24 protein-coding genes are annotated in these 23,066 nt (G+C 67.1%); 16 read left to right on the top strand and 8 right to left on the bottom strand.

The features are described 5' to 3' along the window. Positions 1-326: 326 nt before the first annotated feature. Positions 327-536, bottom strand: coding sequence for a hypothetical protein (locus AB0L97_RS04425; RefSeq protein ID WP_364425132.1), 210 nt, complete (start codon positions 534-536; stop codon positions 327-329). Positions 537-940: 404 nt separating this feature from the next. Between AB0L97_RS04425 and AB0L97_RS04420 the strand changes: the two genes are divergently transcribed. Both AB0L97_RS04420 and AB0L97_RS04415 read left to right on the top strand, forming a co-directional pair. After that, the gene (locus AB0L97_RS04420) at positions 941-1,441 is read left to right on the top strand and encodes a DUF6879 family protein (RefSeq protein WP_364425130.1); all 501 of its coding nucleotides are present in this window, start codon (positions 941-943) and stop codon (positions 1,439-1,441) included. Then, positions 1,438-2,280 carry a helix-turn-helix transcriptional regulator gene (locus AB0L97_RS04415; RefSeq protein ID WP_356963628.1) on the top strand — a complete coding sequence of 281 codons (843 nt, stop codon included), beginning with the start codon at positions 1,438-1,440 and terminating at the stop codon, positions 2,278-2,280. The genes AB0L97_RS04420 and AB0L97_RS04415 overlap by 4 nt, the downstream gene beginning before the upstream one ends. Before the next feature lie 174 nt (positions 2,281-2,454). Here AB0L97_RS04415 and AB0L97_RS04410 read toward each other — a convergent pair whose 3' ends face one another. Beyond that, entirely contained in the window at positions 2,455-3,453 is a 999-nt protein-coding gene (locus tag AB0L97_RS04410) for a sigma-70 family RNA polymerase sigma factor (protein ID WP_364425127.1), read from the bottom strand. Between the two features lie 184 nt (positions 3,454-3,637). Here AB0L97_RS04410 and AB0L97_RS04405 point away from each other — a divergent pair, with 184 nt between their 5' ends. Then, positions 3,638-4,057 (top strand): VOC family protein, encoded by a 420-nt coding sequence (locus AB0L97_RS04405; protein ID WP_364425125.1) that lies wholly within the window; start codon positions 3,638-3,640, stop codon positions 4,055-4,057. A gap of 72 nt (positions 4,058-4,129) precedes the next feature. Here the strand turns inward: AB0L97_RS04405 and AB0L97_RS04400 are convergent, their stop codons facing one another. Then, entirely contained in the window at positions 4,130-4,912 is a 783-nt protein-coding gene (locus tag AB0L97_RS04400; protein ID WP_355076882.1) for a crotonase/enoyl-CoA hydratase family protein, read from the bottom strand. A gap of 60 nt (positions 4,913-4,972) precedes the next feature. Between AB0L97_RS04400 and AB0L97_RS04395 the strand changes: the two genes are divergently transcribed. Further along, entirely contained in the window at positions 4,973-6,622 is a 1,650-nt protein-coding gene (locus AB0L97_RS04395; RefSeq protein WP_364425123.1) for an acyl-CoA synthetase, read from the top strand. Positions 6,623-6,678: 56 nt separating this feature from the next. Here the strand turns inward: AB0L97_RS04395 and AB0L97_RS04390 are convergent, their stop codons facing one another. The 3 genes from AB0L97_RS04390 to AB0L97_RS04380 all read right to left on the bottom strand — a co-directional run bounded on the left by AB0L97_RS04390 (position 6,679) and on the right by AB0L97_RS04380 (position 8,711). Beyond that, the gene (locus AB0L97_RS04390) at positions 6,679-6,876 is read right to left on the bottom strand and encodes a hypothetical protein (RefSeq protein ID WP_067795016.1); all 198 of its coding nucleotides are present in this window, start codon (positions 6,874-6,876) and stop codon (positions 6,679-6,681) included. Positions 6,877-7,028: 152 nt separating this feature from the next. Then, positions 7,029-7,493: a hypothetical protein gene (locus tag AB0L97_RS04385; RefSeq protein WP_364425120.1), complete on the bottom strand. Its 465-nt coding sequence runs from the start codon at positions 7,491-7,493 to the stop codon at positions 7,029-7,031. Positions 7,494-7,523: 30 nt separating this feature from the next. After that, the gene (locus AB0L97_RS04380; protein ID WP_364425118.1) at positions 7,524-8,711 is read right to left on the bottom strand and encodes an FAD-dependent monooxygenase; all 1,188 of its coding nucleotides are present in this window, start codon (positions 8,709-8,711) and stop codon (positions 7,524-7,526) included. A gap of 101 nt (positions 8,712-8,812) precedes the next feature. Here AB0L97_RS04380 and AB0L97_RS04375 point away from each other — a divergent pair, with 101 nt between their 5' ends. Further along, positions 8,813-9,400 (top strand): TetR family transcriptional regulator, encoded by a 588-nt coding sequence (locus tag AB0L97_RS04375; protein ID WP_364425116.1) that lies wholly within the window; start codon positions 8,813-8,815, stop codon positions 9,398-9,400. 70 nt (positions 9,401-9,470) lie between these two features. Here AB0L97_RS04375 and AB0L97_RS04370 read toward each other — a convergent pair whose 3' ends face one another. Then, entirely contained in the window at positions 9,471-10,565 is a 1,095-nt protein-coding gene (locus AB0L97_RS04370) for an acyl-CoA dehydrogenase family protein (protein ID WP_364425114.1), read from the bottom strand. Positions 10,566-10,585: 20 nt separating this feature from the next. Then, the gene (locus AB0L97_RS04365; RefSeq protein WP_364425112.1) at positions 10,586-11,779 is read right to left on the bottom strand and encodes an acyl-CoA dehydrogenase family protein; all 1,194 of its coding nucleotides are present in this window, start codon (positions 11,777-11,779) and stop codon (positions 10,586-10,588) included. A 154-nt stretch (positions 11,780-11,933) separates the two neighbouring features. Between AB0L97_RS04365 and AB0L97_RS04360 the strand changes: the two genes are divergently transcribed. From AB0L97_RS04360 to AB0L97_RS04310, 11 genes are all read left to right on the top strand, one after another. Then, complete coding sequence (locus AB0L97_RS04360) at positions 11,934-12,122, top strand: ferredoxin (RefSeq protein WP_355076896.1); 189 nt, start codon at positions 11,934-11,936, stop codon at positions 12,120-12,122. Between the two features lie 43 nt (positions 12,123-12,165). Next, positions 12,166-13,068 (top strand): 3-oxoacyl-ACP reductase, encoded by a 903-nt coding sequence (locus AB0L97_RS04355; protein ID WP_364425110.1) that lies wholly within the window; start codon positions 12,166-12,168, stop codon positions 13,066-13,068. A 289-nt stretch (positions 13,069-13,357) separates the two neighbouring features. Beyond that, a complete protein-coding gene (locus AB0L97_RS04350) occupies positions 13,358-14,122 on the top strand; it encodes an ABC transporter permease (protein WP_355076899.1) in 765 nt (254 codons plus the stop codon). Positions 14,123-14,126: 4 nt separating this feature from the next. Continuing rightward, complete coding sequence (locus AB0L97_RS04345; protein WP_355076901.1) at positions 14,127-14,978, top strand: ABC transporter permease; 852 nt, start codon at positions 14,127-14,129, stop codon at positions 14,976-14,978. A 5-nt stretch (positions 14,979-14,983) separates the two neighbouring features. Continuing rightward, entirely contained in the window at positions 14,984-16,198 is a 1,215-nt protein-coding gene (locus tag AB0L97_RS04340; RefSeq protein ID WP_364425107.1) for an MCE family protein, read from the top strand. Continuing rightward, positions 16,195-17,223 carry an MCE family protein gene (locus AB0L97_RS04335; RefSeq protein WP_355076905.1) on the top strand — a complete coding sequence of 343 codons (1,029 nt, stop codon included), beginning with the start codon at positions 16,195-16,197 and terminating at the stop codon, positions 17,221-17,223. The genes AB0L97_RS04340 and AB0L97_RS04335 overlap by 4 nt, the downstream gene beginning before the upstream one ends. Next, a complete protein-coding gene (locus AB0L97_RS04330) occupies positions 17,220-18,281 on the top strand; it encodes an MCE family protein (protein ID WP_355076906.1) in 1,062 nt (353 codons plus the stop codon). Before AB0L97_RS04335 ends, AB0L97_RS04330 begins: the two co-directional genes overlap by 4 nt. Then, on the top strand, positions 18,278-19,549 hold the full coding sequence (locus AB0L97_RS04325) for an MCE family protein (RefSeq protein ID WP_364425104.1): 1,272 nt from the start codon (positions 18,278-18,280) through the stop codon (positions 19,547-19,549). Before AB0L97_RS04330 ends, AB0L97_RS04325 begins: the two co-directional genes overlap by 4 nt. Further along, positions 19,546-20,799, top strand: a complete 1,254-nt coding sequence (locus tag AB0L97_RS04320; protein ID WP_364425102.1) for an MCE family protein — start codon at positions 19,546-19,548, stop codon at positions 20,797-20,799. Before AB0L97_RS04325 ends, AB0L97_RS04320 begins: the two co-directional genes overlap by 4 nt. Further along, positions 20,796-22,220, top strand: coding sequence for an MlaD family protein (locus tag AB0L97_RS04315; protein ID WP_364425100.1), 1,425 nt, complete (start codon positions 20,796-20,798; stop codon positions 22,218-22,220). Before AB0L97_RS04320 ends, AB0L97_RS04315 begins: the two co-directional genes overlap by 4 nt. Continuing rightward, on the top strand, positions 22,217-23,008 hold the full coding sequence (locus tag AB0L97_RS04310) for a hypothetical protein (protein WP_364425098.1): 792 nt from the start codon (positions 22,217-22,219) through the stop codon (positions 23,006-23,008). The genes AB0L97_RS04315 and AB0L97_RS04310 overlap by 4 nt, the downstream gene beginning before the upstream one ends. Positions 23,009-23,066 lie beyond the last annotated feature (58 nt).

Below are 23,066 nucleotides of genomic sequence, written 5' to 3'. Positions count from 1 at the left end.
GGGATCTGCGAGCACGGTATGGATCGAACATGTCTATCAAGAGTGCTCGTATATCGCCTGCCGAAACTCCTCTGCGTGCGGCCCCGAGAGATCGAAGGTGACCGCGGCGGGCTCAGCCGGGCCGTGAGCACCGCGCACAGGTCCGGGAACGATGGAGCGCGCCAGTTCGCGAAGTTCCGTCAGTGACAATGCGCGAGTCCGCGTTTCCAACGGACATGAGACGTGGTCTAAGCCCTGCTCTGCTTAGGAGCACACCCTTAGTCGGGCTATGTACCGGTGCCCCCAGTCGGACTCTGGGAGCTCCGTCGTCTCGATTCCGCTCCGGCTCACTCGTCCGGCGTGTACTCGGCGTACCGCCCCGACGACTTAGGGAAGGTGGCTAATGCCAACTCCCGCGCAGCTTGGATCAGTGCAGCTATGGCCCGGTGCTCCGGACCGAGGTACCGGCCCGCTTCCTCTGTGATCTGTTGGAGCTGGTCTCGTAGCCGCACCGAGGTTTCCTCGTCGAGTGCGCCGGGGGGTTCCGTGGTAGACATACCGCTCCTCTGGTCAGAACCGGTTAGGGCACTTGGAGGTCAGGACCTCCACCGCGCTGGATGCGTTGTTGTAGGTGAACTGGTGCCCCTGAATCTTGCCGCGTATACCGACGCTGACACGCCACTTCCCGGCGTAGCACGCAGCCGACACCGCGTAGGAGTGTCCACCGCCCCGGAACGGTGGGGGGATGGTCGAATCGGTTCGGGTTGCCACACCTGCTACTCGGGTTCTTGGAACCGGATACGTTCATCGGTGCGACGTTGACCGACACCGGCCGGGGAACATTCCGGCTCACCGGTCGGCCGGTCACTGAACCGGAACTACTCGCCCAGCTCGACATAGCGGACGACGAAAAACGCTATAGAGGTTCCGAAGCTAGAAAGGACATTCTACGGTGCTGCTAGTGCCCGATGAAAGGTTCCCGGACCTACTCCGGACCTGCAAGCGGGAACCGTTTCATCTCGAAGTGCTCGACACTTACGCCGAACCGAACGAGCATGAACCGTTCCGGCGATTCCTGGCAGACGAGCCGGATGACTACGCATGGTTCCAGCCGTGGACCGAGCTGATACAGGAGACGACCAGCCGGGGTGTAGCGGTCACACGGGTACGAATCGTCACCGAACCGCACACCGACTACACCCGGTTCGCGCTTGCCGTGGCAGCGCTCAATGTACGGGCCGGCGAAGACATTCGATATCTTCCCCGGCATCATGCCGGGGAAGTCCCTTCGGATGACTACTGGCTACTTGATGACGAAACAGTGGTCTTCTCAGCGTTCGGGGGGTCCGGAGGTTGGTCCGGTGCGGCAACTACCGACCCGCACATTGCCGCGTACTGTCGCGGGCTCCGAGCCCGGTTCTGGCCTCTTGCCACTCCGTTTCCGGAGTACGTCACACAGTGACCGGTTCAGTTGACCAGCAGCGCGAGTATCTCGGGGCGCAACTCCGGGGTATTCGTGTTGCCGCCGGGTTGTCCGGTGCGGAGTTGGCACGCCGTAGCGGATGGGACCCAAGCAAGGTCTCAAAGATCGAATACGGCCGGATACGCCCGTCTCTAGAGGACATCTCGGTGTACTGCCGACACTGCAACGCGGGTGACCAACTAGCAGACCTCCACGCGGCGCGGCAGAGCATCGATACCGCGTACCTCGAGTGGCGGAAGATTCTCGGTACCGGAACCAAGCGCAGACAGCAAGCGTCGATCAAGTGGGAATCCGAAGCTCGGATCATCCGATCGTTTGAACCGGTCTTGGTTCCCGGTCTTCTACAGACCGCCGACTACGCGGCGGGCATCCTGCGGAAGGTGATCGAGTTCCAGCAGATTCCGAACGATCTGGACGCGGGTGTATCCAAGCGGTTGCAGCGGCAACAAGTCTTGTATCAGCGGGATCACTTGTTCCACTTCGTCCTTGGTGAACAAGCGTTGTATACCACCGTTGGCGACGCTCAGACGATGGTCGGCCAGCTCGACCGGCTCTTAGCTGTCCAAGGTATGCCACGTGTGACGCTCGGTATCGTGCCGATGCTGGCACCGTTTGAGACGGCTACCACGTCGTTTCTGATGTTCGATTCGAGCCGTGTCCTGGTCGAAAACATCACAGCAGAGCTGTCGATCACTCAGCCGCGAGAGATAGCGGTGTATCACCGGACGTTCGATGTCCTGGCCGGTCAGTCCGTGACCGGCGAAGCAGCACGGGAGCTGATCCGCAAGGCGCTGGACGCCCGTACGCCCCGACCGTGACCGTGACCGTGCAGGGGGATTCGCTGGTCAGCGGTTCGGGAACCTTCTCCGCGTCGATCTTCGCGCACGGTGCAAGAGGACGGCGGCGCCTACTCGCGCCCGAACAGCAGGGCTCGAAGCGGTGCTGTTCACACGACGCATCCACGGCGCTTATGCCGCGAAGGGCGCCTCGGGTCAGATGCTCTCGCGCAGTTCAGGCGCGAGGCCGAAGAGCGGGAACAGCTTCTCGGTGTCCAGGAAGAAGTTCAGTCCGGCGATGGTGTCGCCGTCGAGTTCGAGCACCGTGATCGACCACGGCACCCACACGCCCGGCTCGTCGCTCGGCTTGTAGTGGCCGAAGGCGGGCAGGCCGTTGGCGCCTTCCAGCCGGACCAGTCGCGAGTCGCGGCAGGCGCTTCCGTGGCCGAGCATGAACGCGGCCACGTTCTCCGGACCGGAGATCCACAGCTCGATCGGCGGCATGGACAGTGCCACATCCGCTTTCAGCAGCGAGGTGAGTGTGTCCATGTCGTAGGCCTCGAACGCCTTGACGAAACCGTCGACCAGTTTGCGCTGGTCCTCGTCGGTCTCGTCGTAGGTGTCGTTGGCCGCGGTCTGGACCTTCGACATGGTGGCGCGCGCTCGTTGCAGCGCGCTGTTGACCGACGCGGGCGACATGGTGAGCGCCTCGGCGGTCTCGTTGGCGGAGAAACGCAGCACCTCGCGCATGATCAGGATCGCGCGCTGGGTGGCGGGCAGGTGCTGGCAGGCGGCGACGAAGGCCAGGCGCAGCGTGTCCTTGGCGCTGGCGTGCTCGGCCGGATCGGCGCCGAAGGCCAGGGCGTTCGGGATCGGCTCGATCCACACGTAATCCGGCTGCGGCGCGGGCAACGGCGAATCCGGCCGCGACGGGCCGGACAGATCCATCGGCCTGGCGCGGCGCTGCGGACCGTCGAGCATGTCGAGGCAGACGTTCGTGGTGATCTTGTACAGCCAGGAGCGGAGGCTGGCGCGGCCCTCGAACGAGTCGTAGGACTTCCACGCCCGGGTGAGGGTCTCCTGCACCGCGTCCTCCGCTTCGAAGGAAGAGCCGAGCATGCGGTAGGCGTACGCGCACAGCTCCCTGCGATGGGTCTCGAACGCGGCGAGCAGATCGGGAGCGAGGCCGGCGGGGGAGGCTGGCGAGTCGTTCATGGGTGTCACCCTGCCACAGGCCACCGACAAGAAACAGGCTCTTCAACTCGAGTACCGCGCTGATCAAGATCATTAAACCTGTGCGGCCTGTGGGACGTGTCACGGTCGTCGCGGCGATGAATCGACCGCTCGCGGACCGTCATATCCGGTGACACGAAAAGAATTTGCTCGAGAGGAAGAGGCCATGAGCAGCAAGATGATCTTCATCAATCTCCCGGTCGCCGATCTGCACCGATCGATGGCGTTCTACGAGGCGCTGGGCTGGAAGGTCAACCAGGAGTTCACCGACGACAACGCCGCCTGCATCGTGGTGGACGACAACATCTGCCTGATGCTGCTCATCAGGGATTTCTTCACCACCTTCAGCAAGCGTCCGGTGGCCGACACGAAAACGGCGATCAACGCCGCGTACGCGCTCGCGCTCGGCAGCGCCGAGGAGGTCGACAGCCTGACCGGCGCGGCGCTCGCCGCGGGCGCGACCGAAGAGGTGAACGAGGACAAGCGGGCGCAGGAGGCGCAGGTGGGCATGCACGGCCGCACCTTCATCGACCCGGACGGTCACCAGTGGGAGCCGTTCTGGATGGATTACCCGGGCGCGAACTGAGCCCGGTGAGGGGTCGCCCCCGATGCGCGTGCACTGGCCGCGCATCGGGGGCGTAGGGCTCGATCCGGGAACTCAGTTTCCGGTGAAAGAGGGCTTGCGCTTCTCCGCGAACGCGCGCGGCCCTTCCTTGGCATCGGCCGAGCGGAATACGGACATGCCGAGCTTGGCGTCGATCTGGAAGGCGTCCTCCTCCGGCATGGCCTCTGTCTCGCGGATGGTGCGCAGGATGGCCTGCACGGCCAGCGGGCCGTTGGCGGCGATCTGCCCCGCGATCTCCAGCGCTTTGTCCAGCGCCGTCCCGTCCGGCACCACGTGCCCGATGAGGCCGATCTCCTTGGCCTCGGCGGCGGTCAGGTGCCGTCCGGTGAGCAGAATCTCGGCGGCGACGGTGTAAGGGATCTGGCGGACCAGCCGCACCGCCGAGCCGCCCAGCGGGAACAGGCCCCAACGCGCCTCGGACACGCCGAATTTCGCGCTCTCTCCGGCCACGCGGATGTCGGTGCCTTGCAGGATCTCGGTGCCGCCCGCGATGGCGGGGCCTTCGACCGCCGCGATCAGCGGCTTGGTCAGCCTGCGTCCTTTGAGCAGCGCCTCGAGCTTGGCCGGATTCCAGCCGCCGCCGTCGATGGTGTCGCCGGGGTGCTCGGAGGTCATGCCCTTGAGATCGGCGCCCGCGCAGAACGCGCCACCCGCGCCGGTCAGGATCGCGACCCGGATGTCCGGATCGTCGTCCACCTGGTTCCAGGCGTCTTTCATGATCGCCATCATCTCGCCGGACAGCGCGTTGCGCGCCTCGGGCCGGTTCATGGTGACGATGAGGACGTGGTCGCGCTTCTCGACGAGGCAGTGCGGCATCGCTGATTCTCCTGACTTCGAGCCTTGTCAGAAACAGTAACACGTTCTATTTTTATGGCTGTGAGCTACAACATAGCGGACCTTGTCGAACATGCCATCGACCTGATGCCCGACCGCGTCGCGCTGGCCGACGACGGCCGCGAGGTCACCTACGCCCAGTTGGAGGAGCGGGCCAACAGTCTCGCTCACTACCTGCAAGAACAGGGAGTCCAGCCGGGCGACAAGGTGGGTATCTACTCACGCAACACGATCGAGGCCGTCGAGGCCATGGTCGCGGTCTTCAAGGCGCGGGCCGTGATGATCAACGTGAACTTCCGATACGTCGAGAACGAGTTGCAGTACATCTTCGACAACTCGGACATGGTCGCGCTGATTCACGAGCGGCGCTACAGCGACCGGGTCGCCGCCGTTCGTTCCAAGACCCCGCAGCTGCGCACCGTCATCGTCGTCGACGACGATACGACCGGCACGATCGCCACCGCAGCGGATTCGGTGGAATACGAGGCGGTGATCGCGCAGTCCTCGGGCGAGCGCGACTTCGGCGAGCGTTCCCCGGACGACCTGTACATGGTCTACACGGGCGGCACCACCGGCATGCCCAAGGGCGTGATGTGGCGCCAGGAGGACGTGTGGCGCGTACTCGGCGCGGGCATCAACTTCATCACCGGCGAATACGTCCAGGACGAGTGGGAGCTGGCCAAGGTCGGTGCTGGCAGCCCGCCGATGGTGCGGTTCCCGATCCCGCCGATGATCCACGGCGGAGCGCAGTGGGCCACGTTCCACAGCCTGTTCGGCGGCGGCAAAGCCGTGATGCTTCCGGAGTTCTCGGGGCACGGCGTGTGGCAGGCCATCGATCAGCACAAGATCAATCTGATCTTCATCACCGGTGACGCCATGGCCCGCCCGATGCTCGACGCGCTGATCGAGGGCAATCCGGAAACCGGTCAGCCCTACGATCTTTCGAGCCTGTACGTGATGGCCAGCAGTGCGGCGCTGTTCTCGCCCGCGCTCAAGGACCAGTTCCTCGAGCTGTTGCCCAACCGGATGATCTCCGATTCCATCGGCTCCTCGGAGACCGGTTTCGGCGGTATCGCCATCGTCGCCAAGGGCGCGACGCACACCGGAGGGCCGCGCGTGAAGATCGACGCGTCCACCGAGGTGCTCGACGAGGACGGCAATCCCGTGCAGCCCGGCTCCGGTGCGGTCGGCATCCTGGCCCGGCGCGGGCACATCCCGCTCGGCTACTACAAGGACGAGGTCAAGACCGCGGCGACCTTCAAGGAGTTCAACGGCGTCCGCTACGCCATCCCCGGCGACTTCGCTCGCGTCGAGGAGGACGGCACGGTCACCATGCTCGGCCGCGGTTCGGTCAGCATCAACAGCGGCGGCGAGAAGATCTACCCCGAGGAGGTCGAGGGCGCGCTCAAGACGCATCCGGAGATCTTCGACGCGCTCGTGGTCGGCATCGATGACGAGCGCTGGGGCCAGCGCGTGGTCGCGGTCGTGCAATGCCGCGGCGAGTCCCGCCCCACCCTGGAAGAGCTCCGCCCCATGCTCACCCAGGAGATCGCGCCGTACAAACTCCCCCGCAGCTTGTGGTTCGTCGACGAGATCAAGCGTTCTCCGGCGGGCAAGCCCGACTACCGCTGGGCCAAGGAACAGGCTCTCTCCCGTCCCGCCGACGACAACGCCGTGGCGAGCGCGAAGTAGCAGTCTGACCGCACGGCCGGCCACCGCGCCTCGCGGGGTGGCCGGCCACTACGGCATCAGCGCCGCCGATCGGTCTGCCGTGGATGCCCCGTACCGGCGAGTGTCAGGTAGAGGGTGCGGTTGGCGTCATCGATTGCGTACCAGATCCGGCCGCCTCCGGTGATCTCGTATTGCCATTGCTCCAATTCCGCGCCGCCGAGTTTGACCGATTTGAGCTCATACTTCAGTCGATGCTGCCGCGAAGGATTCGCCATGCTTCGAGGATCGCTGGTGATGTCGACCCATGCTCGATCGAGGTTTCCCGGGGCCTGGGCCAACAGTTCGGCCCCACCACGCGCGGCATTCGAGCTGTGCACGACAACGCGCCACGGATTGGGGCGCGGTACCCCATCACCTCGGTGCAGCTTCATTCCGCCGTTCCCGGCCGTGTGACCTCGGAGAAGTCCGCCGGGTCGAACGGCCCGGTCAGTCGGCGGGCGAGTTCTGGTTGCGCGTAGATCTCGGCGGTGCTCCGCCAAGCGGCCAGATCGCGGGCGAACGGAATGAACAATCCGGTGTCCGCACCGGCGATGAGCTGGTCCAGCAGTTCGCTCACCGCTTCGGTGCGTCCGGTCTCGGGTAGCCATTTCAGCCAGGGCAGCTCTTCGGCGAAAACCTCTTCCGCCAAAGACCGATTCGATCGGGCGATGATGGCGAGGGTGCGGGCGAGCAGCCGCGTCGCGGCCTCCTTGGCCTCGAACCGCTCCGAGCGAGACAGCACGAGATTCTCCGCGTCGCGGCGCTCCAGGATGACGTCGGCGTCGTCCAAGGCGGGAAACACCGACGTCTGTTTACGAATCAAGTCGCTGAAGGGAAAACTTCTCGCGGTCATGTTCCTAGCCTACGCGACTTCTGAAGTAGTTCAGCGGTTGGCGAGTTCCGACAGTTGGTAGGCGAGGCGGTGGCGGAAGGCCGGGATGCGGGACACGGTGCTGAGGACCAGGTTGCGTACGGTGCGGGCGGGGCGTGCGCGCAGGGTGGCCATCTTGGTCATGCGGTCGGTGAACGAGACGACGCCGAGCGCGACAGGGCGGCGGGTCGTTTCGTAGTCGTCCAGGAGAGCGTCCGGCTCGCCCGCGAGCACGCGGGCCACGAGCGCGCCGAGGGTGGCGGCGTCCTGGATGCCGGTGTTCATGCCCTGGCCGCCCGCCGGGCTGTGCACGTGGGCGGCGTCGCCCGCGAGCAGGATGCGGCCGCTGCGGTAGTGGTCGGCGACGCGGTGGTGCACGCGGAAGCGCGAGCTCCACAGCACTTCGTGCACGCGCACCGTGCCGCCGGGGCCGCGGGCGTCCAGAAGCTTCTGGATGTCCTCCGCGGTCGAGTGCTCGGGCGCCGTTTCCAGGGTGGCGACCACGCGGAAGCGGTTCGGCTCCTTCTCGTCGGGCAGCGGCGCGACCACCATGACGCCCTCCGGTGAGAGGTGCAGGGCCACTTCGTCGCGCGCGATCGGCCAGTCCATCCGCACGTCGGCGAGGACGAAGGATTCCGGGTAGGTCGCGCCGGTGAATCCGATGCCCGCCTGCTCGCGGACGATGCTGTGCATGCCGTCGGTTCCGATGACGTAGTCCGCGCGGATGCTGCCCGGCGCGCCCGCCTCGTCGGTGTATTCGACCGTGACGCCGTCGTTCTCCTCCGCCACCCGGGTGACCTGGTACGGGCGCTGGACCTCCCCGCCCGCCTGCCGCAGTCGCTTCAGCAGCACCGCCTCGGTGGTGTCCTGCGGTGTCATCAAGGTGTAGGGGTAGCGGGTCGGCAGCCCGTCGAACCCGATGGTCGCCAGGGTGCGCCCGCCGTCGTGGACCGTGAAGCGCGCGACGATGTCGCCGGTCGCCACCAGTTCGTCCGCGATGCCGATCTGCTCGAGCACTTCCAGCGTCCTGGCGTGCACGACCGCGGCGCGCGAGGTGTTCGCGCCTTCGCTCAGCCGGTCCAGCAGGACGAAATCCACCCCCGCGTCGGCCAGGGTGATGGCGGCGGTCAGTCCGGCGGGACCCGCGCCGACGATCACGACGGAGGTGGTGGCGGGCAGCGGGTTCGGGGTGGCGGTCATCGGAACTCCTCAGGTCAACGTTTGTAGGCCAACGTTTGTTGACATAACCGTAGCGCGGGCCGCGCTAGGAAGTCAACAGTTGTTGGCCTACACTTGTTGGCATGACCGTAGAGCCTGATCAAGCCCCCGCTCGGCGCTCGGACGCGACGCGTGCGGCGATTCTGGAAGCGGCCCGTTCCCGATTCGCCGCCGAAGGTTTCCGCAAGGCGACCATCCGCGCCATCGCCGCGGACGCGGACATCGACCCGTCCATGGTCATGCGGTACTTCGGCAGCAAAGACGGCCTCTTCGCGGCGGCGGTCGACGTCCGGCTCGATCTGCCCGACCTCGGCTCCGCGGACCCGGACACCCTGGGCGAGCAGTTGGTGCGCCGCTTCTTCGAGATCTGGGAAGAGCAGCCGAACAGGGAGGTGCTGCTGACGCTGCTGCGCTCGTCGATCACCGACGAGGCCGTGGCCGAACGCGTCCGCGCCATCTTCACCCAGCAGATACTGCCCGCCGTCCTGCGTTTCGGGGATCCCGCCGACGCTCCACGCAGGGGAGGTCTGATCGTCACGCAGATGCTCGGCCTCGCCCTGTGCCGCTATGTCCTGTGCCTGCCCCCGGTCGTAGCCTTGACCCGCGACCAGATCATCGCCGAGGTCGCGCCCACCCTCCAGCGCTACCTGACGTCCATCCCGACTGAGTGAAATCAGCGCGCAACGAAATCGGCCCGCACGACGTGCTGTCGTGCGGGCCGATCGGTCTGCCGTGTCGCGCTCAGCCTGCCAGCAACGCGCCGAGGGCGCGGAGGTGGTCGGTGCCCGCGCCGAGGGCGAACTCGTTGTGTTTGGCGGCGGTGAAGTAGTTGTGCGCGATGTGCTCGCGGTCGATGCCGACGCCGCCGTGCACGTGGACGACGGTGTGCGCGACGCGGTGGCCCGCGTCGGCGGCCCAGAACTTTGCGGTGTGCACCGCTTCGGCGGCGGGCAGGTCCTCCGACAGCAGCCATGCCGCTTGGGTGACCGCCAGGCGCAGGCCTTGGACGTCGATGTAGGCGTCGGCGAGCCGCTGCGCCACCGCCTGGAAGCTGCCGACCGCCTTGCCGAACTGCTCACGCTCCCTGGCGTAGTCGGCGACCAGCTCGAGCGCCCGTTCCAGAGTGCCGAGCTGTAGGGCGCTCAGACCGAGCCAGGCGCGAGTGAGGATCCAGTCCAGGATCTCCGCGCCACTGTCCACCGTGCCGACGAGTTCGCCGGGGGTATCGGTGAGTTCGACCGCGAATTCAGGGCTACGGTCGACCACCTGCTGCGCGGTCACGGTCGCCGCCGCGGGATCGACCAGGAACACCGCGGTGGTCCCCGAGACGGTGGCGGGCACCAGAATTCGCTCGGCCCGGTTCGCGAAGGGCACGGTGGTCTTCGCGCCGGTCAGCCGCCAGCCGTCCTCGGTCTCCACCGCGGTGGTGGTGGGTGCGGCGGGTTCCCAGTTGCGCTCCTCGGCCAGCGCGACCGTCAGGATGACGCTGCCCGCGCCCGCCCGCGTGGCCAGCTCCTGTTGCGCCGCGGAACCGAACCGCGCCAGCGCGCCCGCGCCGAGCGCGATCGACCACAGGTACGGCACGGCCGCGAGGTGCTTGCCCAGCTCGCGCAGGATCGCGGTCTGCTCGAGCGAGCCGAGGTCGCTGCCGCCGACCGCCTCGGGCAGCGCGGCCGCGAGCACGCCGGTCTCGGCGAGCGAGTTCCACAGCTGCTGATCGAATCGCTCGTCTGCGGTGTCGAGTTCGCGCAGCCGGTCGGCGGTGACGAGCTTGCCGCACACCTCGCCGGTCAGCCGGCCGAGATCGAGTTGGGCTTCGGTGGGGGTGAAATCCATGGCGTTCTACCTGCTTTCGATCAGCGCGCCGCGGCAGGCTGCTTGAGGGCGGTCATGGCGATGATGTCGCGCTGCACCTCGTTGGTGCCGCCGCCGAAGGTCAGGATGAGCGCGGCGCGGTGCATGCGCTCCAGACGGCCGCGCAGTTCCGCGCCGGGGGAGTCCTGGCGCAGGTAGGCCTGCGGCCCGAGCACCTCCATGAGCAACCGGTACGCCTCGGTGGCCAGCTCGGTGCCGTACACCTTGCAGGTGGAGGCGTCCCACGGGCGCGGAGCCGCGTCGCCGCCCGCGTCGGCCCGGCTGGCGATCTCCCAGTTCAGCAGCTTGAGGTACTCGACCTTGGCGTGCACCTTGGCCAGGTTGAGCTGCACCCATTCGCGATCGATCACGCGGGAGCCGTCACCGGCCTTGGTGTTGCTCGCCCACTCGACGGTCTGGCGCAGGGCCAGCGCGAGCGGTGCGGCCGAGGTGAGCGCGACGCGCTCGTGGTTGAGCTGATTGGTGATCAGCGCCCAGCCGCCGTTCTCCTGGCCGACCAGCGCGCTCGCGGGCACCCGCACGTCCTGGTAGTAGGTGGCGCTGGTGTCCGGCCCGGCCATGGTGTGCACGGGCGTCCAGGAGAAGCCCTCGGCGGTGGTCGGCACGATGAGCATGCTGATGCCCTTGTGCTTCTTGGCGGTCGGGTCGGTGCGCACCGCCAGCCAGACGTAGTCGGCGTAGGCGATCAGGCTGGTCCACATCTTCTGGCCGTTGATCACGTAGTCGTCGCCGTCGCGCACCGCGGTGGTGCGCAGGCTGGCCAGATCGGTGCCCGCGCCCGGCTCCGAGTAGCCGATGGAGAAGTGCAGTTCACCGGCCGCGATCTTGGGCAGAAAGAACTTCTTCTGTTCCGCACTGCCGTAGTGCATGATCGTGGGCGCCACCGAGTTGATGGTCAGGAACGGCACCGGCGCGCCCGCGATCGCGGCCTCGTCGGTGAAGATCAGCTGATCCATGGTGGGGCGATCCTGGCCGCCGTACTCCTTGGGCCAGCCCAGCGCCAGCCAGCCGTCGTGGCCCATCTGCTGGACCACCTCGCGGTAGACGTTGCCCTGCCCGTACTCGCCGGTCTGCGCGCTCAGGGCCTCCCGGCGCTCGGGGGTGATGAGCCGCGCGAAGTAGTCGCGCAGTTCCGCGCGCAGCTGCTCCTGTTGCGGCGTGTACGCAATGCGCATGGCTATACCTCATGCTTCGTTGGATCGGGTTCCCCCGATCATTGCATATGGACTGAAACATGTTCCAGTATTGATACTGAATCCTCCCGATGACGCCCCGGTGGAGCGGATCGGCTTGTTAGGCTTCGGCCAGAGTGGTGGTAAAGGAGTTGCCATGAAGATCAGTGTCGATCCAGACCAGTGCGAAGCTAATGGAATATGTGTCGGAATCGCCCCCGACGTGTTCGAACTCGATGACGAGGACGTGCTGCACATCGCGAACGCCGATGTGCCCGCCGATCGGCTCGCCGATGTCCAGGATGCCGTCGCGCAGTGCCCCAAGGCGGCGCTGCGGCTGCAGTGAAGGACTCTTGCCGTAAGTTGGAACACGTTCTAGAGTCGGCCGCGTGAGCAATGATCTGAGCCTGGCGGGCCGAGTAGCGATCGTGACCGGCGGCGGCGCCGGACTTGGGCGGGCCGAAGCGCTCGCGCTGGCCGAAGCCGGCGCGTCCGTGGTGGTCAACGACCTCGCCGAGTCCGACGCGGTCGCCGACACGCTCGGCGCGATCCGGGCGCTCGGCGCCAAGGCGGAGTTCGTCGCGGGCAGCATCGCCGAGCGCGCCACCGCCGACGCGCTGATCCGCGCCGCGGAGGAGTCGTTCGGCTCGGTCGACATCGTGGTCAACAACGCGGGCATCACCCGCGACCGGATGCTGTTCAACATGTCCGACGAGGACTTCGACGCGGTGCTCGCGGTGCACCTGCGCGGCCATTTCCTGCTGTCGCGCAATGCCGCCGCCTACTGGCGCGGCAAGTCGAAGCAGGCGGGCGCGCCGGTCTACGGCAGGTTGGTCAACACCTCCTCGGAGGCCGGCTTGCTGGGCCCGGAGGGGCAGGCCAACTACGGCGCCGCGAAGGCGGGCATCACCGCGCTGACCCTTTCGGCAGCGCGGGCGCTGGCGCGCTACGGCGTGCGCGCCAACGCGATCGCGCCGCGGGCGCGCACGGCGATGACCGAGGCGGTGTTCAGTCCCGCGCCGGAGGGGGAGCCCGATCCGCTGTCGCCCGATCACGTGGCCCGGCTCGTGGCCTATCTGGCCTCGCCCGCGGCCGATACGGTCAATGGGCAACTGTTCGTCGTCTACGGGGGGATGGTGGCGCTCATGGCGGCGCCCGTCGTCGAGCGCCGGTTCGACGCGGCCGCGGGGGAGTGGTCGCCGCAAGATCTGGCCGACACGCTGGGCGGCTATTTTGCCGATCGCCCCGATGGGCGGACCTTCTCGGCCTCTTCGCTGACCGAGTTGGGGTGAGCCGCGGCGGCTCGCCGCGAGCGCGCAACTGATCAGCTGTCCAACTGTTGATCATGGGATCGGTGCTTGGTAGACATAGGGACGGGTTATGTCTCACCTCACAAAGGTGGGATCATCACTCGCTGACACCGGTTCCAAATTTATATGCCGATCTTTCGAAAAATTGCACTTCAAATGTGTGAAAACTGCTACCGGCAACACGGTGAACATGTTCTAATCGTTCCGGCGGTGCGGCCACGGTGAGATTCGCGCCGTGTGCTGTGTCGCCGGTGAGCAAGGAGGATCGCGGATGAACGAGGTCCTTGCCGTGCCGTTGCGGGCCGTCGGCGGATTCTTCGAACTCACCGCCGATGTCGCACGCGCCAGCGTGCGCAGACCCTTTCAATGGCGCGAGTTCATCGATCAGTCGTGGTTCATCGCGCGGGTATCGATCGTGCCGACATTGCTGGTGGCCATTCCGTTCACCGTTCTGGTGAGCTTCACGCTGAACATTCTGTTGCGGGAGATCGGCGCGGCCGACCTCAGCGGAGCGGGTGCGGCGTTCGGTGCGGTCACCCAGGTGGGGCCGATCGTCACCGTGCTCATTGTCGCGGGGGCTGGCGCGACCGCGATCTGCGCCGACCTCGGCGCACGCACCATCCGCGAGGAAATCGACGCCATGCGGGTGCTGGGCATCGATCCGGTGCACCGCTTGGTGGTGCCCCGAGTGCTCGCCTCGATGTTCGTCGCACTGATGCTCAACAGCCTGGTGTGCACCATCGGCATCGTCGGCGGATTTCTGTTCTCGGTGTTTCTGCAGGACGTGAACCCCGGCGCGTTCGTCAATGGCATCACGCTGCTCACCCATCTGCCTGAGCTGATCATTTCGGAGGTGAAAGCCGGATTGTTCGGGCTGATCGCCGGACTGGTCGCCTGCTATCTGGGCCTTAATGTCAAAGGCGGACCCAAGAGTGTCGGTGATGCGGTGAATCAGACCGTAGTCTTCGCTTTTATGGCCTTGTTCGTCGTGAACGTGGTGGTCACCGCCGTCGGCATCAAGTTCACGGCGCGGTGATCCGATGGCCTTCGTAATCGAATCCCGCTTTCCCCGTACCGTTCGACGGGTGCGCCGGATGTCGGACTCGCTCGATTCGGTGGGCAAGCATGCCGTTTTCTATGCCCAGGCGCTCGGCGCCATTCCACGGGCGCTGGTGCACTACCGGACCGAGACCATCCGGCTGATCGCCGAGATCAGCATGGGCACGGGCGCGCTGGCGGTGATCGGCGGCACGGTGGTGATCGTCGGGTTCCTGACCCTCTTCGCGGGCGGCACCATCGCCGTGCAGGGCTACAGTTCGCTGGGCAATATCGGCGTCGAGGCGCTGACCGGCTTCTTCGCGGCGTTCATCAATGTCAGGATCGCGGCGCCGGTGATCTCCGGCATCGGCCTGGCGGCCACCATCGGGGCCGGTTCGACCGCGCAATTGGGCGCGATGCGGGTCGCCGAGGAGATCGACGCGCTGGAGTCGATGGCGATCCGGCCGGTGCCCTACCTGGTGGGCACCCGCGTATTGGCCGGGATGATCGCGATCGTCCCGCTCTACGCGCTGGCGGTAATCGCCTCGTTCCTGGCCAGCCGGTTCGCCACCGTGGTGATCTACGGGCAGTCGGCGGGCGTCTACGACCACTACTTCTCCACGTTCCTCATCCCGAGCGACATCCTCTGGTCCTTCGCCCAGGCGATCTTCATGGCACTGGCGGTCATGCTGATCCACACCTACTACGGCTACAACGCCGCGGGCGGGCCGGTCGGCGTGGGTGTCGCGGTGGGCAACGCGGTGCGCACCTCGCTGGTCGCGGTGGTCACGGTGACCTTGTTGATCTCGCTGGCCATCTACGGCACCTCCGGCAACTTCCATCTCTCCGGATAAGCGACATGGCGGAATCGAAGCAAACGGAAAACCGCCTGGTGCGGGCGCTGCGCGGCGGGCTCGGCCTGAAACTGGCCGGGGCGGCGATGGTGCTGGCGCTGGTCGCGATCATGGCGGTCGCGCTGATCATGTTCGTCGGCGGGTTCACGCCCACCGCCACCGTGACGGTGGACGCGCCGCGCAGCGGCCTGGTGCTGGACCCGGACGCCAAGGTGAAGGTGCGCGGTGTTGAGATCGGCCGGGTGGCCTCGGTCGACCACACCGACGAGGGCGCCAGGCTGAAGCTGGCCCTCGATCCGGAACTGCTGAAGCTGGTGCCGTCCAACGCGGACGTCGACATCAGGTCCACCACGGTGTTCGGCGCGAAGTACGTCAACTTCATCGTCCCGCAGCAGCCGGCGACCACTTCGCTGCAACCTGGCGCGGTCGTCACCGCGCAGCGGGTGACCGTCGAGTTGAACACGCTGTTCCAGCACCTGTCCGACGTGCTCGCCAAGATCGAGCCGGAGAAGCTGAACGCGACGTTATCCGCGCTGGGCACCGCGCTACAGGGCCGCGGGGAGAAACTGGGCGAACTGCTCGAGCAGAGCGACGCCTACCTGCGCGACATCAACCCGTATCTGCCGACGCTGCAACAGGATCTGGCGAAGACCGGCCAGGTCACCGACCTGTACGCGGACTCGGTGAACGATCTGCTGCGCACCGTGGACAACTTCACGGTCACCAGCAAGACCCTGACCCAGGAACAGGACAGCCTGGACAACGTGCTGGTGAACCTCACCGGCTTGGCCGACACCACCGGATCGGTTCTGCGCGACAACGAGAATCAGCTCGGCACGGCGCTGGATCTGCTGCGTCCGACCACCGGATTGCTCGACGAGTACGCGCCCGCGCTGTACTGCTTGATCGGCGGCCTGGGCAAGGCGCTGCCGATGGGTGAGGCGGTCTTCGGTGGCTTGCAGGAAGGCGTCGCGCTGAACACCGGCTTCATGTACGGCGCGAAGCCGTACACCTACCCGGAGGATCTGCCCAAGGTCAACGCGACCGGCGGCCCGCAGTGCGGAGGCATCCTGGACCGGGTGCCGGGCAGCCACTCGGACTATGTCGTCACCGACACCTCGGAGGGGCATGTGTACACACCGTCGACGACACTGAGTGTCAACCCGCCGAAGATCTTCCAGATCCTGTTCGCCGGACTACCGGGGGTGCCGCGCCCGTGAAGAACACCGCGACCACCGTCAAACTGGCCATCTTCACCCTGGTGATGACGCTGATCTTCGCAGGCCTGGCGGTCGTGTTCAGTCAGATGCGCTTCGCGCGGGAGAACGGCTACCACGCCGTGTTCACCAGTTCCTCCGGCATGCTGCCCGGGGCGAAGGTGCGCATCGCGGGCGTGCCGGTCGGCTCCGTCAAGTCGGTGAAGGTCGGCAAGGACTATCTCGCGCACGTCGAGTTCGATGTCGACCGCAAGTACCGGCTGCTCACCAGCACTCGTGCGGCGATCAAATACGAGAACCTGGTCGGCGACCGCTATCTCGAGCTGTCGGAGGGCCCCGGCTCCAACCGCGTCTTGCAGCCGGGCGGCACCATCGCCAAGGAACAGACCGCGCCCGCCCTCGATCTGGACATGTTGCTCGGCGGTTTCCGGCCGCTGCTGCGCGGACTCGACCCCGGCCAGGTGAACGACCTGACCAACGCGCTGCTGCAGATCTTCCAGGGCCAAGGCGGCACGCTGGTGTCGCTGCTCAACAGCGGCGGCTCGTTCGCCAAGACGCTCGCCGACCGGGACGCCCTGATCGGCAGCGTGATCAACAACCTCAACGCGGTCCTGCAGACCATCGATGAGCGCGGCGACCAGTTCGCCACCACGATCGCCGAATTACAACGCTTGATCAGCGGATTGGCCGCCGACAAGGACCAGATCGGCGACGCGATCCCGCGCATCGCAGGCGCTACCGGCGATCTGACCGATCTGCTCTCCCAAGCCCGCCCCGATCTGCGGGGCACCATCGAGCAGACCGGGCGTCTGGCCACGAATCTCGACGCCGGGTCGGACACGGTCCAGTGGGTGCTGGACCGGCTGCCGTCGACCTATCGCCAGCTGATCCGCATCGGCTCATACGGCTCCTTCCTCCAGCTCTACGTCTGCTCGACGAACTTCCTGGTGGACGGCCCGAACGGCCAGACGATGAAGATCAACATGCCCGGGGCGCAGACGACCGGAAGGTGTGCGGACAACCGATGAAAGAGCAGCGATCACCCGCCATCACCATCGGCATCGTCGGCCTCGTGCTCGCCGTGGCGGTGGCGCTGTCGGCCCTGCAATTCGACCGGCTGCCGTTCATCCGTTCCGGCGCGACGTTCACCGCCTACTTCGCCGACGCGGGCGGCCTGCTGCCCGGCGACCCGGTCCAGGTGGCGGGCGTTCGATCCGGTCGCGTGGAGGACGTCAGCCTGGACGGCGCGAAAGTGCTCGTCCGGTTCACTCTCGCGGAGTCGATCGTGCTCGGTGAGAAGACTTCGGCGGCGATCAAGACCAACACGGTGCTCGGCCGCAAGTCGCTGGAGCTGACGCCGTCGGGCACCGGCGCGCTGCGCGTCGACGACACCATCCCGCTCGAGCGCACCACATCGCCGTATTCGCTCAACGAAGCGCTGAGCGACCTGGCGGGCACGGTGCACGACCTGGACCTGGACCGGGTCGACCAAACCCTCGACGCGCTCTCGGCGACCTTCGCCGACACGCCCGCGCCGTTGCGCTCGGCGCTGGACGGCGTCACCGCGCTCTCCCGCAGCATCAACGCGCGCGATCAAGCGCTGACGGACTTGCTGAAGCGGGCGCAGAACGTGACGAAGATCCTCGCCGACCGGGGCAACCAGATCAGCGCGCTGTTGCTGGACGGCAACGAACTGCTCGGTGAGCTGGACCGGCGGCGCACCGCCCTCGGGCAGCTGATCGTCTACGTCAACGGACTCGCCCAGCAGCTCTCCGGCCTGGTCGCCGACAACGAGGCGCAGCTGAAACCCGCCCTGGACAAATTGAATTCGGTGCTGGCGCTGTTGCAGCGCAACAAGCAGAATCTCGCGGACGCGCTGGACGGGCTCGGACCGTTCGCCGCGGCCCTGGGTGAGCAGGTCGGCAGCGGTCCCTACTTCCAGGCCTACGTGATCAACGCGGCGAGCAAGACGCTGCAACCGCTGGTGGACGCGCTGGTGTGGCCGCAGCACCTGCCGAGTGATCTGCAGAGCTACCTCACGCCGTCCCCATCGATCGAACCCGCGATACAGGAGCCGCCGCGGTGAATCTCGTACGGAAACTACCTCGCTGGGCGTTGGTGCTGGCCGGAGTGGTCGTCGCGGCGCTCGTGGTCGCCGTCGCGTGGAACGGCATAACCCGGATCGGGACCACCAAGGTCACCGCCTATTTCACCTCCACATCCGGCCTGTACGCGGGCGACGACGTGCGGGTGCTCGGCGTCAAGGTCGGCCGCATCGACGCGATAGAGCCCGGCGCGGATCGGGTGAAGGTGTCCATGACCCTGAATCGCGGAGTCGACGTCCCCGCCGACCCGAAAGCGGTGATCATCTCGCCTTCGCTGGTCTCGGCGCGTTTCATCCAAATCGCGCCCGCCTACACCGGCGGTCCGAAATTGAAGGACAACAGCGTGATCCCGATCGAGCACACCGCGGTGCCGGTCGAATGGGACGACATCAAGGCCGAGCTGTCCAAGCTGGCCACCGCGCTCGGCCCGGTCGGCGACGACAAACAGGGGTCGTTCGGCCGCTTCGTCGACACCGCCGCGAACAACCTCGACGGCAACGGACAGCGGTTCCGCGACACCCTGCGGGAGCTGTCGGCCACCTTGAACACGCTGTCGGACGGCCGCACCGACCTGTTCGGCACCGTGCGCAACCTGCAGAAGTTCGTCGACGTGCTGTCGGCGAGCAACGAGCAGATCGTGCAGTTCGAAGGCAGGCTCGCGTCGGTGTCCTCGGTGCTGGCCGGGGTCTCCTCGGATCTCGGCGCGGGCCTGGACAACCTGGACGCGGCGATCGTCGACGTGCGCCGGTTCATCGCGGGCAGCGGAGCGGAACTCACCGAGGGCGTTCAGCGGCTGGCCGACGCCACCCAAGTGCTGGTCGACAAGCGACCGGAATTGGAACGCGTCCTGCACTCCGGCCCGACCGCGCTGGTGAACTTCTACCAGATCTACAAACCGGCCCAAGGCACCCTGACCGGCGCGATCGCGCTGAACAACCCGGCCGACCCGCTCGGCTTCCTGTGCGGCTCGGTCCGCGCGCTGGAGACCAACGACTCCGATCGCAGCGCCGACCTGTGCGCGCAATACCTCGCGCCCGTGATCAACAGCCTGAGCATGAACTACGTGCCGATCATGACGAACCCGGCCAGCGGCGTGACCGCGTTTCCCGACCAGCTGGTGTACTCCGATCCCAGCCTGGCCGGGCGGGTGGCGAGCCAGAATCCGGCGCAGCCGCAGCCCGCTCCGGTGAGCATCCCGGACGGCCTCGCCGGGCTGGCCATCCCGGGCCTGACAGGAGGAGGGCGATGATGCCGAGGCGGCGGATGCGCCGCACCGCCGCCGTCGCGGCGGGGCTGGCGGTGGCGCTCGGCGTCACGGGCTGTCAGTGGGACGGACTGAATTCGCTGCCCATGCCCGGCACCGAGGGGACCGCGCCCGGCTCCTACGAGGTGCGCGTCCAGATGCCGAACGTCACCACGCTGACCAGGAATTCGCCGGTGCGGGTGCATGACGTCGCGGTCGGCACCGTCTCGAAGATCGAGGTGGAGGACTGGCACGCGCTGGTCACCGTCTCGCTGAACCCGGACGTGCACCTGCCCGCGAACGCCGTCGCCAAGATCGGGCAGACCAGTCTGCTCGGCTCCAACCATCTCGAGCTCTCCGAGCCGACCAATCAGCCCCCCGAAGGCCAGTTGAAGGCCGGCGACGTCATCCCGCTCGCGCGTGCCGGAACCTATCCGACCACCGAGCAGGTGCTGTCGTCGCTGTCGGTGGTGCTCAACGGCGGTGGCGTCGCGCAATTGGAAACCATCACCCACGAGCTGAATTCCGCGCTCACCGGGCGGGAGGACGCCATCAGGGACCTGCTGCCGCAGCTGAACGAGCTGACCACGAACCTGGACCGCCAGACCGGCGACATCATCGCCGCGATGAGCGGACTGGACCGGCTCGGCGGTCAGCTCGCCGAGCAGCGCGACGTGGTGGCGGAGGCGATCGAGCAGATCCATCCGGCGTTGACCGTGCTGGCCGATCGCCGCGCGAACATCACCAGGGCGATCACCGCGCTGGGCGAGCTGAGCGACGTCGTGCGGCGCATCGTCGCGGCGAGCGGCGACGACTTGAAGGCCAACCTGCACAGCCTCGTGCCGGTGCTGAAGTCGCTGTCGGACACCGGCAGCGATCTGACCGAGGCGCTGAAGATCCTGGCCACCTTCCCGTTCCCGATGAAGAACCTGGACCACGCGATCAAGGGTGACTACCTCAACCTGTTCATGACCGTGGACATCACCGGCAAGCGGCTGGATTCGAACTTCCTCACCGGAACGCCGCTGGGCGGACGGTTCGGCGGCGTGGAAGGCGCGCTCGGCAGCTTCGCGCCCGGCACGGCAGCGCAGAACGGCGACCCGGCCACGGGCCCGTTGCAGGCGCCGCCGCCCGCGGCGAGCCAGCCCGCCCCGACGATCCCGGGACTCCCGCCGATCCCCGGCATTCCCGCCATTCCCGGGTTGACCGTGCCCATGCCGGGCAACACCGCGCCGCAAGGGGGTCCGGGACAGTGACACTCACCCGGTTCGTCCGTACCCAGCTGATCATCTTCTCCGTGCTGACGGTGATCGGCCTGGTGGTCATGGGCGGCACCTACGTCAAGCTGCCGGCGATGTTCGGCATCGGGCGCTACGAGGTCACCGTGCAGCTGGCCGCGACCGGTGGTCTCTACCCGACGGCCAACGTCGCCTATCGCGGCACGAACGTCGGTGTGGTGAAGGAGGTCCGGCTGACGCCGGTCGGCGTGGACGCGAAGCTGTCCATCGCCAGCGACTACAAGATTCCCTCGGATGTCGACGCGTGGGTGCGCAGCGTCTCCGCGGTCGGCGAGCAGTACGTGGACCTGGTGCCCGCGCAGAACCGCACGGGCGGAAACCTGCACGACGGCAGCGTGATCCCGGTGGAGCGCACCAAGCTGCCGCAAGACGTCGGCGCGCTGCTCGACCAGGCCGACCGGCTGCTGTCGAGCGTCGCGGACACCCGGCTGAAACAGGTCATCGACGAGGCGTTCCTCGCGTTCAACGGCGCGGGACCGGATCTGCAACGGTTCATCGATTCCGCGTCGTTGCTGGTGCAGGAAGCGCAGGCCAACGCGGAACCGACGAAACAGCTGCTCGACCGGATCGGGCCGCTGCTGGACACCCAGACCCGCTCGGACGCCGCGATCCGTTCCTGGACCGCCGATCTCGCGACGGTCACCGACCAGTTACGCGGTCACGACCCCGCGCTGCGTGGCATCCTGCGCGAGGGCCCGTCGTCGATGCAGCGGGTGACCAACCTGTTCGAGGACCTGCGCCCGACGCTGCCGCTGCTGCTGTCGAATCTGGTCAGCGTCGGTCAGGTCGCCGTCACGTATCACGCGGGGCTGGAGCAGATCCTGGTGGTGTATCCGCCGCTGGTCGCCGCGCTGCTGACCGCCGTCCGCGGTCCGCTGGAATACGGCGCGCTGGTCGACTTCATGGCGCTGGTCAACGACCCGCCCGCGTGCACGACCGGCTTCCTCCCGCCCGACCAGCGGCGCTCGCCGAGCGAGCTCGACACCCCGGACACACCGCCGGGCCTGTACTGCAAGGTTCCACAGGACGCACCCGAAGCGGTGCGCGGCATCCGCAACACGCCGTGCGCCGAGGTGCCCGGTGTGCGCGCCCCGACGCCGGAACTGTGCCGCACGGGGTACGTTCCGATCGGTGACAACCCGCCGTTCGGGCCGCCGCGTCCGGTGGCGCCCGCCGCCGCGCCCGCGAGCGAGCCCCCGGTCGTCGCACCCGCGAGTTACGGTGGCGGCACACCAGCCGCCGCACGGTCGTACGATCCGGCCACCGGCGTGTACATCGGCACCGACGGGCGTACCTACCGACAGGGCGATATCGGACCGGGCGGTTCGGGCGCGGTACCGTCGAGCTGGCAGGCGATGCTCGAGGAGCAGCAACGATGAGTGAGAGCAACGGAGAAGGTCACCGCGCGCGACGGCGTGCGGTGCGCTCGGCCGGGCCGCCGGTCGAGGAGAACGCGACCGGTGGCGTGCGGACCGTGGTCGCGAAGGACCCTGCCACCGCGACCGAAACCGGCGTCGCGGACGGCGGTACGAGTTCGTTTGCGGCCGAGCCGGAGGTCTCGTCCGCTTCGGCGCCGGTCACGGACGACTCGAGCGTCGATGCGGCGAAGGTATCCGTGACGAAAACCGACGCCGAACCCGACTCCGAGGCAACACCGGCCGAGCCCGAAGGGAACAAACGGCGCGGAGTCCCGCGTGTCCTCGCCGCGGCCGCCGCGGCCTTGCTGGTCGTGGCGCTCGTGGCCGGTGCGGTCGTGTCGGTTGTCGCGATGCACGCGACGCACGAACGTGACCAGCGCCGAGCCGAATACGTGGAAACCGCCAGGCAGGCGATCGTCAACCTGACCACCATCCGCGCCGATACGGCCAAGCAGGACATCGACCGGATCCTCTCGCTGGCCTCGGGGGAGTTCAAGACCGAGTTCGACGGCCGGGTCGACCCGTTCACCAGCATCGTGCAGCAGGCCAAAGTGGTCTCCAGCGGCGAGATCGTCGAGGCCGCGCTGGAAAGCGACGACGATCGATCCGGACGGGTGCTGGTCGCCGCCAAGCAGACGCTGACCAACGCGGGCCAGGCCGAGCCGCAGACCAGGTACTACCGGTTCCGGGTCACCGTGTCGCGCGGCGATTCGGGGCTGTCGGTGTCCAACGTGGAGTTCGTGGCATGAACGGTCAGGCCCGGAGGCGGCAGCGGAGCGTGACCACGCAGGGCCCCGTTCATGCCGG

The sequence above is a fragment of the Nocardia sp. NPDC051911 genome (assembly GCF_040681035.1).
Lineage (GTDB): Bacteria > Actinomycetota > Actinomycetes > Mycobacteriales > Mycobacteriaceae > Nocardia > Nocardia sichangensis.
The sequence above is the reverse complement of the archived record's forward strand: the minus strand, read 5'-3'. Positions and strand labels throughout refer to the sequence as shown.

What these genes read in the sequence shown, in the direction of transcription:
- AB0L97_RS04425 (WP_364425132.1), bottom strand. Translation starts at nt 536, where the DNA reads ATGTCTACCACGGAACCCCCCGGCGCACTCGACGAGGAAACCTCGGTG.
- AB0L97_RS04410 (WP_364425127.1), bottom strand. Translation starts at nt 3,453, where the DNA reads ATGAACGACTCGCCAGCCTCCCCCGCCGGCCTCGCTCCCGATCTGCTC.
- AB0L97_RS04405 (WP_364425125.1), top strand. Translation starts at nt 3,638, where the DNA reads ATGAGCAGCAAGATGATCTTCATCAATCTCCCGGTCGCCGATCTGCAC.
- AB0L97_RS04400 (WP_355076882.1), bottom strand. Translation starts at nt 4,912, where the DNA reads ATGCCGCACTGCCTCGTCGAGAAGCGCGACCACGTCCTCATCGTCACC.
- AB0L97_RS04390 (WP_067795016.1), bottom strand. Translation starts at nt 6,876, where the DNA reads ATGGCGAATCCTTCGCGGCAGCATCGACTGAAGTATGAGCTCAAATCG.
- AB0L97_RS04385 (WP_364425120.1), bottom strand. Translation starts at nt 7,493, where the DNA reads ATGACCGCGAGAAGTTTTCCCTTCAGCGACTTGATTCGTAAACAGACG.
- AB0L97_RS04380 (WP_364425118.1), bottom strand. Translation starts at nt 8,711, where the DNA reads ATGACCGCCACCCCGAACCCGCTGCCCGCCACCACCTCCGTCGTGATC.
- AB0L97_RS04375 (WP_364425116.1), top strand. Translation starts at nt 8,813, where the DNA reads ATGACCGTAGAGCCTGATCAAGCCCCCGCTCGGCGCTCGGACGCGACG.
- AB0L97_RS04370 (WP_364425114.1), bottom strand. Translation starts at nt 10,565, where the DNA reads ATGGATTTCACCCCCACCGAAGCCCAACTCGATCTCGGCCGGCTGACC.
- AB0L97_RS04365 (WP_364425112.1), bottom strand. Translation starts at nt 11,779, where the DNA reads ATGCGCATTGCGTACACGCCGCAACAGGAGCAGCTGCGCGCGGAACTG.
- AB0L97_RS04360 (WP_355076896.1), top strand. Translation starts at nt 11,934, where the DNA reads ATGAAGATCAGTGTCGATCCAGACCAGTGCGAAGCTAATGGAATATGT.
- AB0L97_RS04350 (WP_355076899.1), top strand. Translation starts at nt 13,358, where the DNA reads ATGAACGAGGTCCTTGCCGTGCCGTTGCGGGCCGTCGGCGGATTCTTC.
- AB0L97_RS04345 (WP_355076901.1), top strand. Translation starts at nt 14,127, where the DNA reads ATGGCCTTCGTAATCGAATCCCGCTTTCCCCGTACCGTTCGACGGGTG.
- AB0L97_RS04340 (WP_364425107.1), top strand. Translation starts at nt 14,984, where the DNA reads ATGGCGGAATCGAAGCAAACGGAAAACCGCCTGGTGCGGGCGCTGCGC.
- AB0L97_RS04330 (WP_355076906.1), top strand. Translation starts at nt 17,220, where the DNA reads ATGAAAGAGCAGCGATCACCCGCCATCACCATCGGCATCGTCGGCCTC.
- AB0L97_RS04320 (WP_364425102.1), top strand. Translation starts at nt 19,546, where the DNA reads ATGATGCCGAGGCGGCGGATGCGCCGCACCGCCGCCGTCGCGGCGGGG.
- AB0L97_RS04310 (WP_364425098.1), top strand. Translation starts at nt 22,217, where the DNA reads ATGAGTGAGAGCAACGGAGAAGGTCACCGCGCGCGACGGCGTGCGGTG.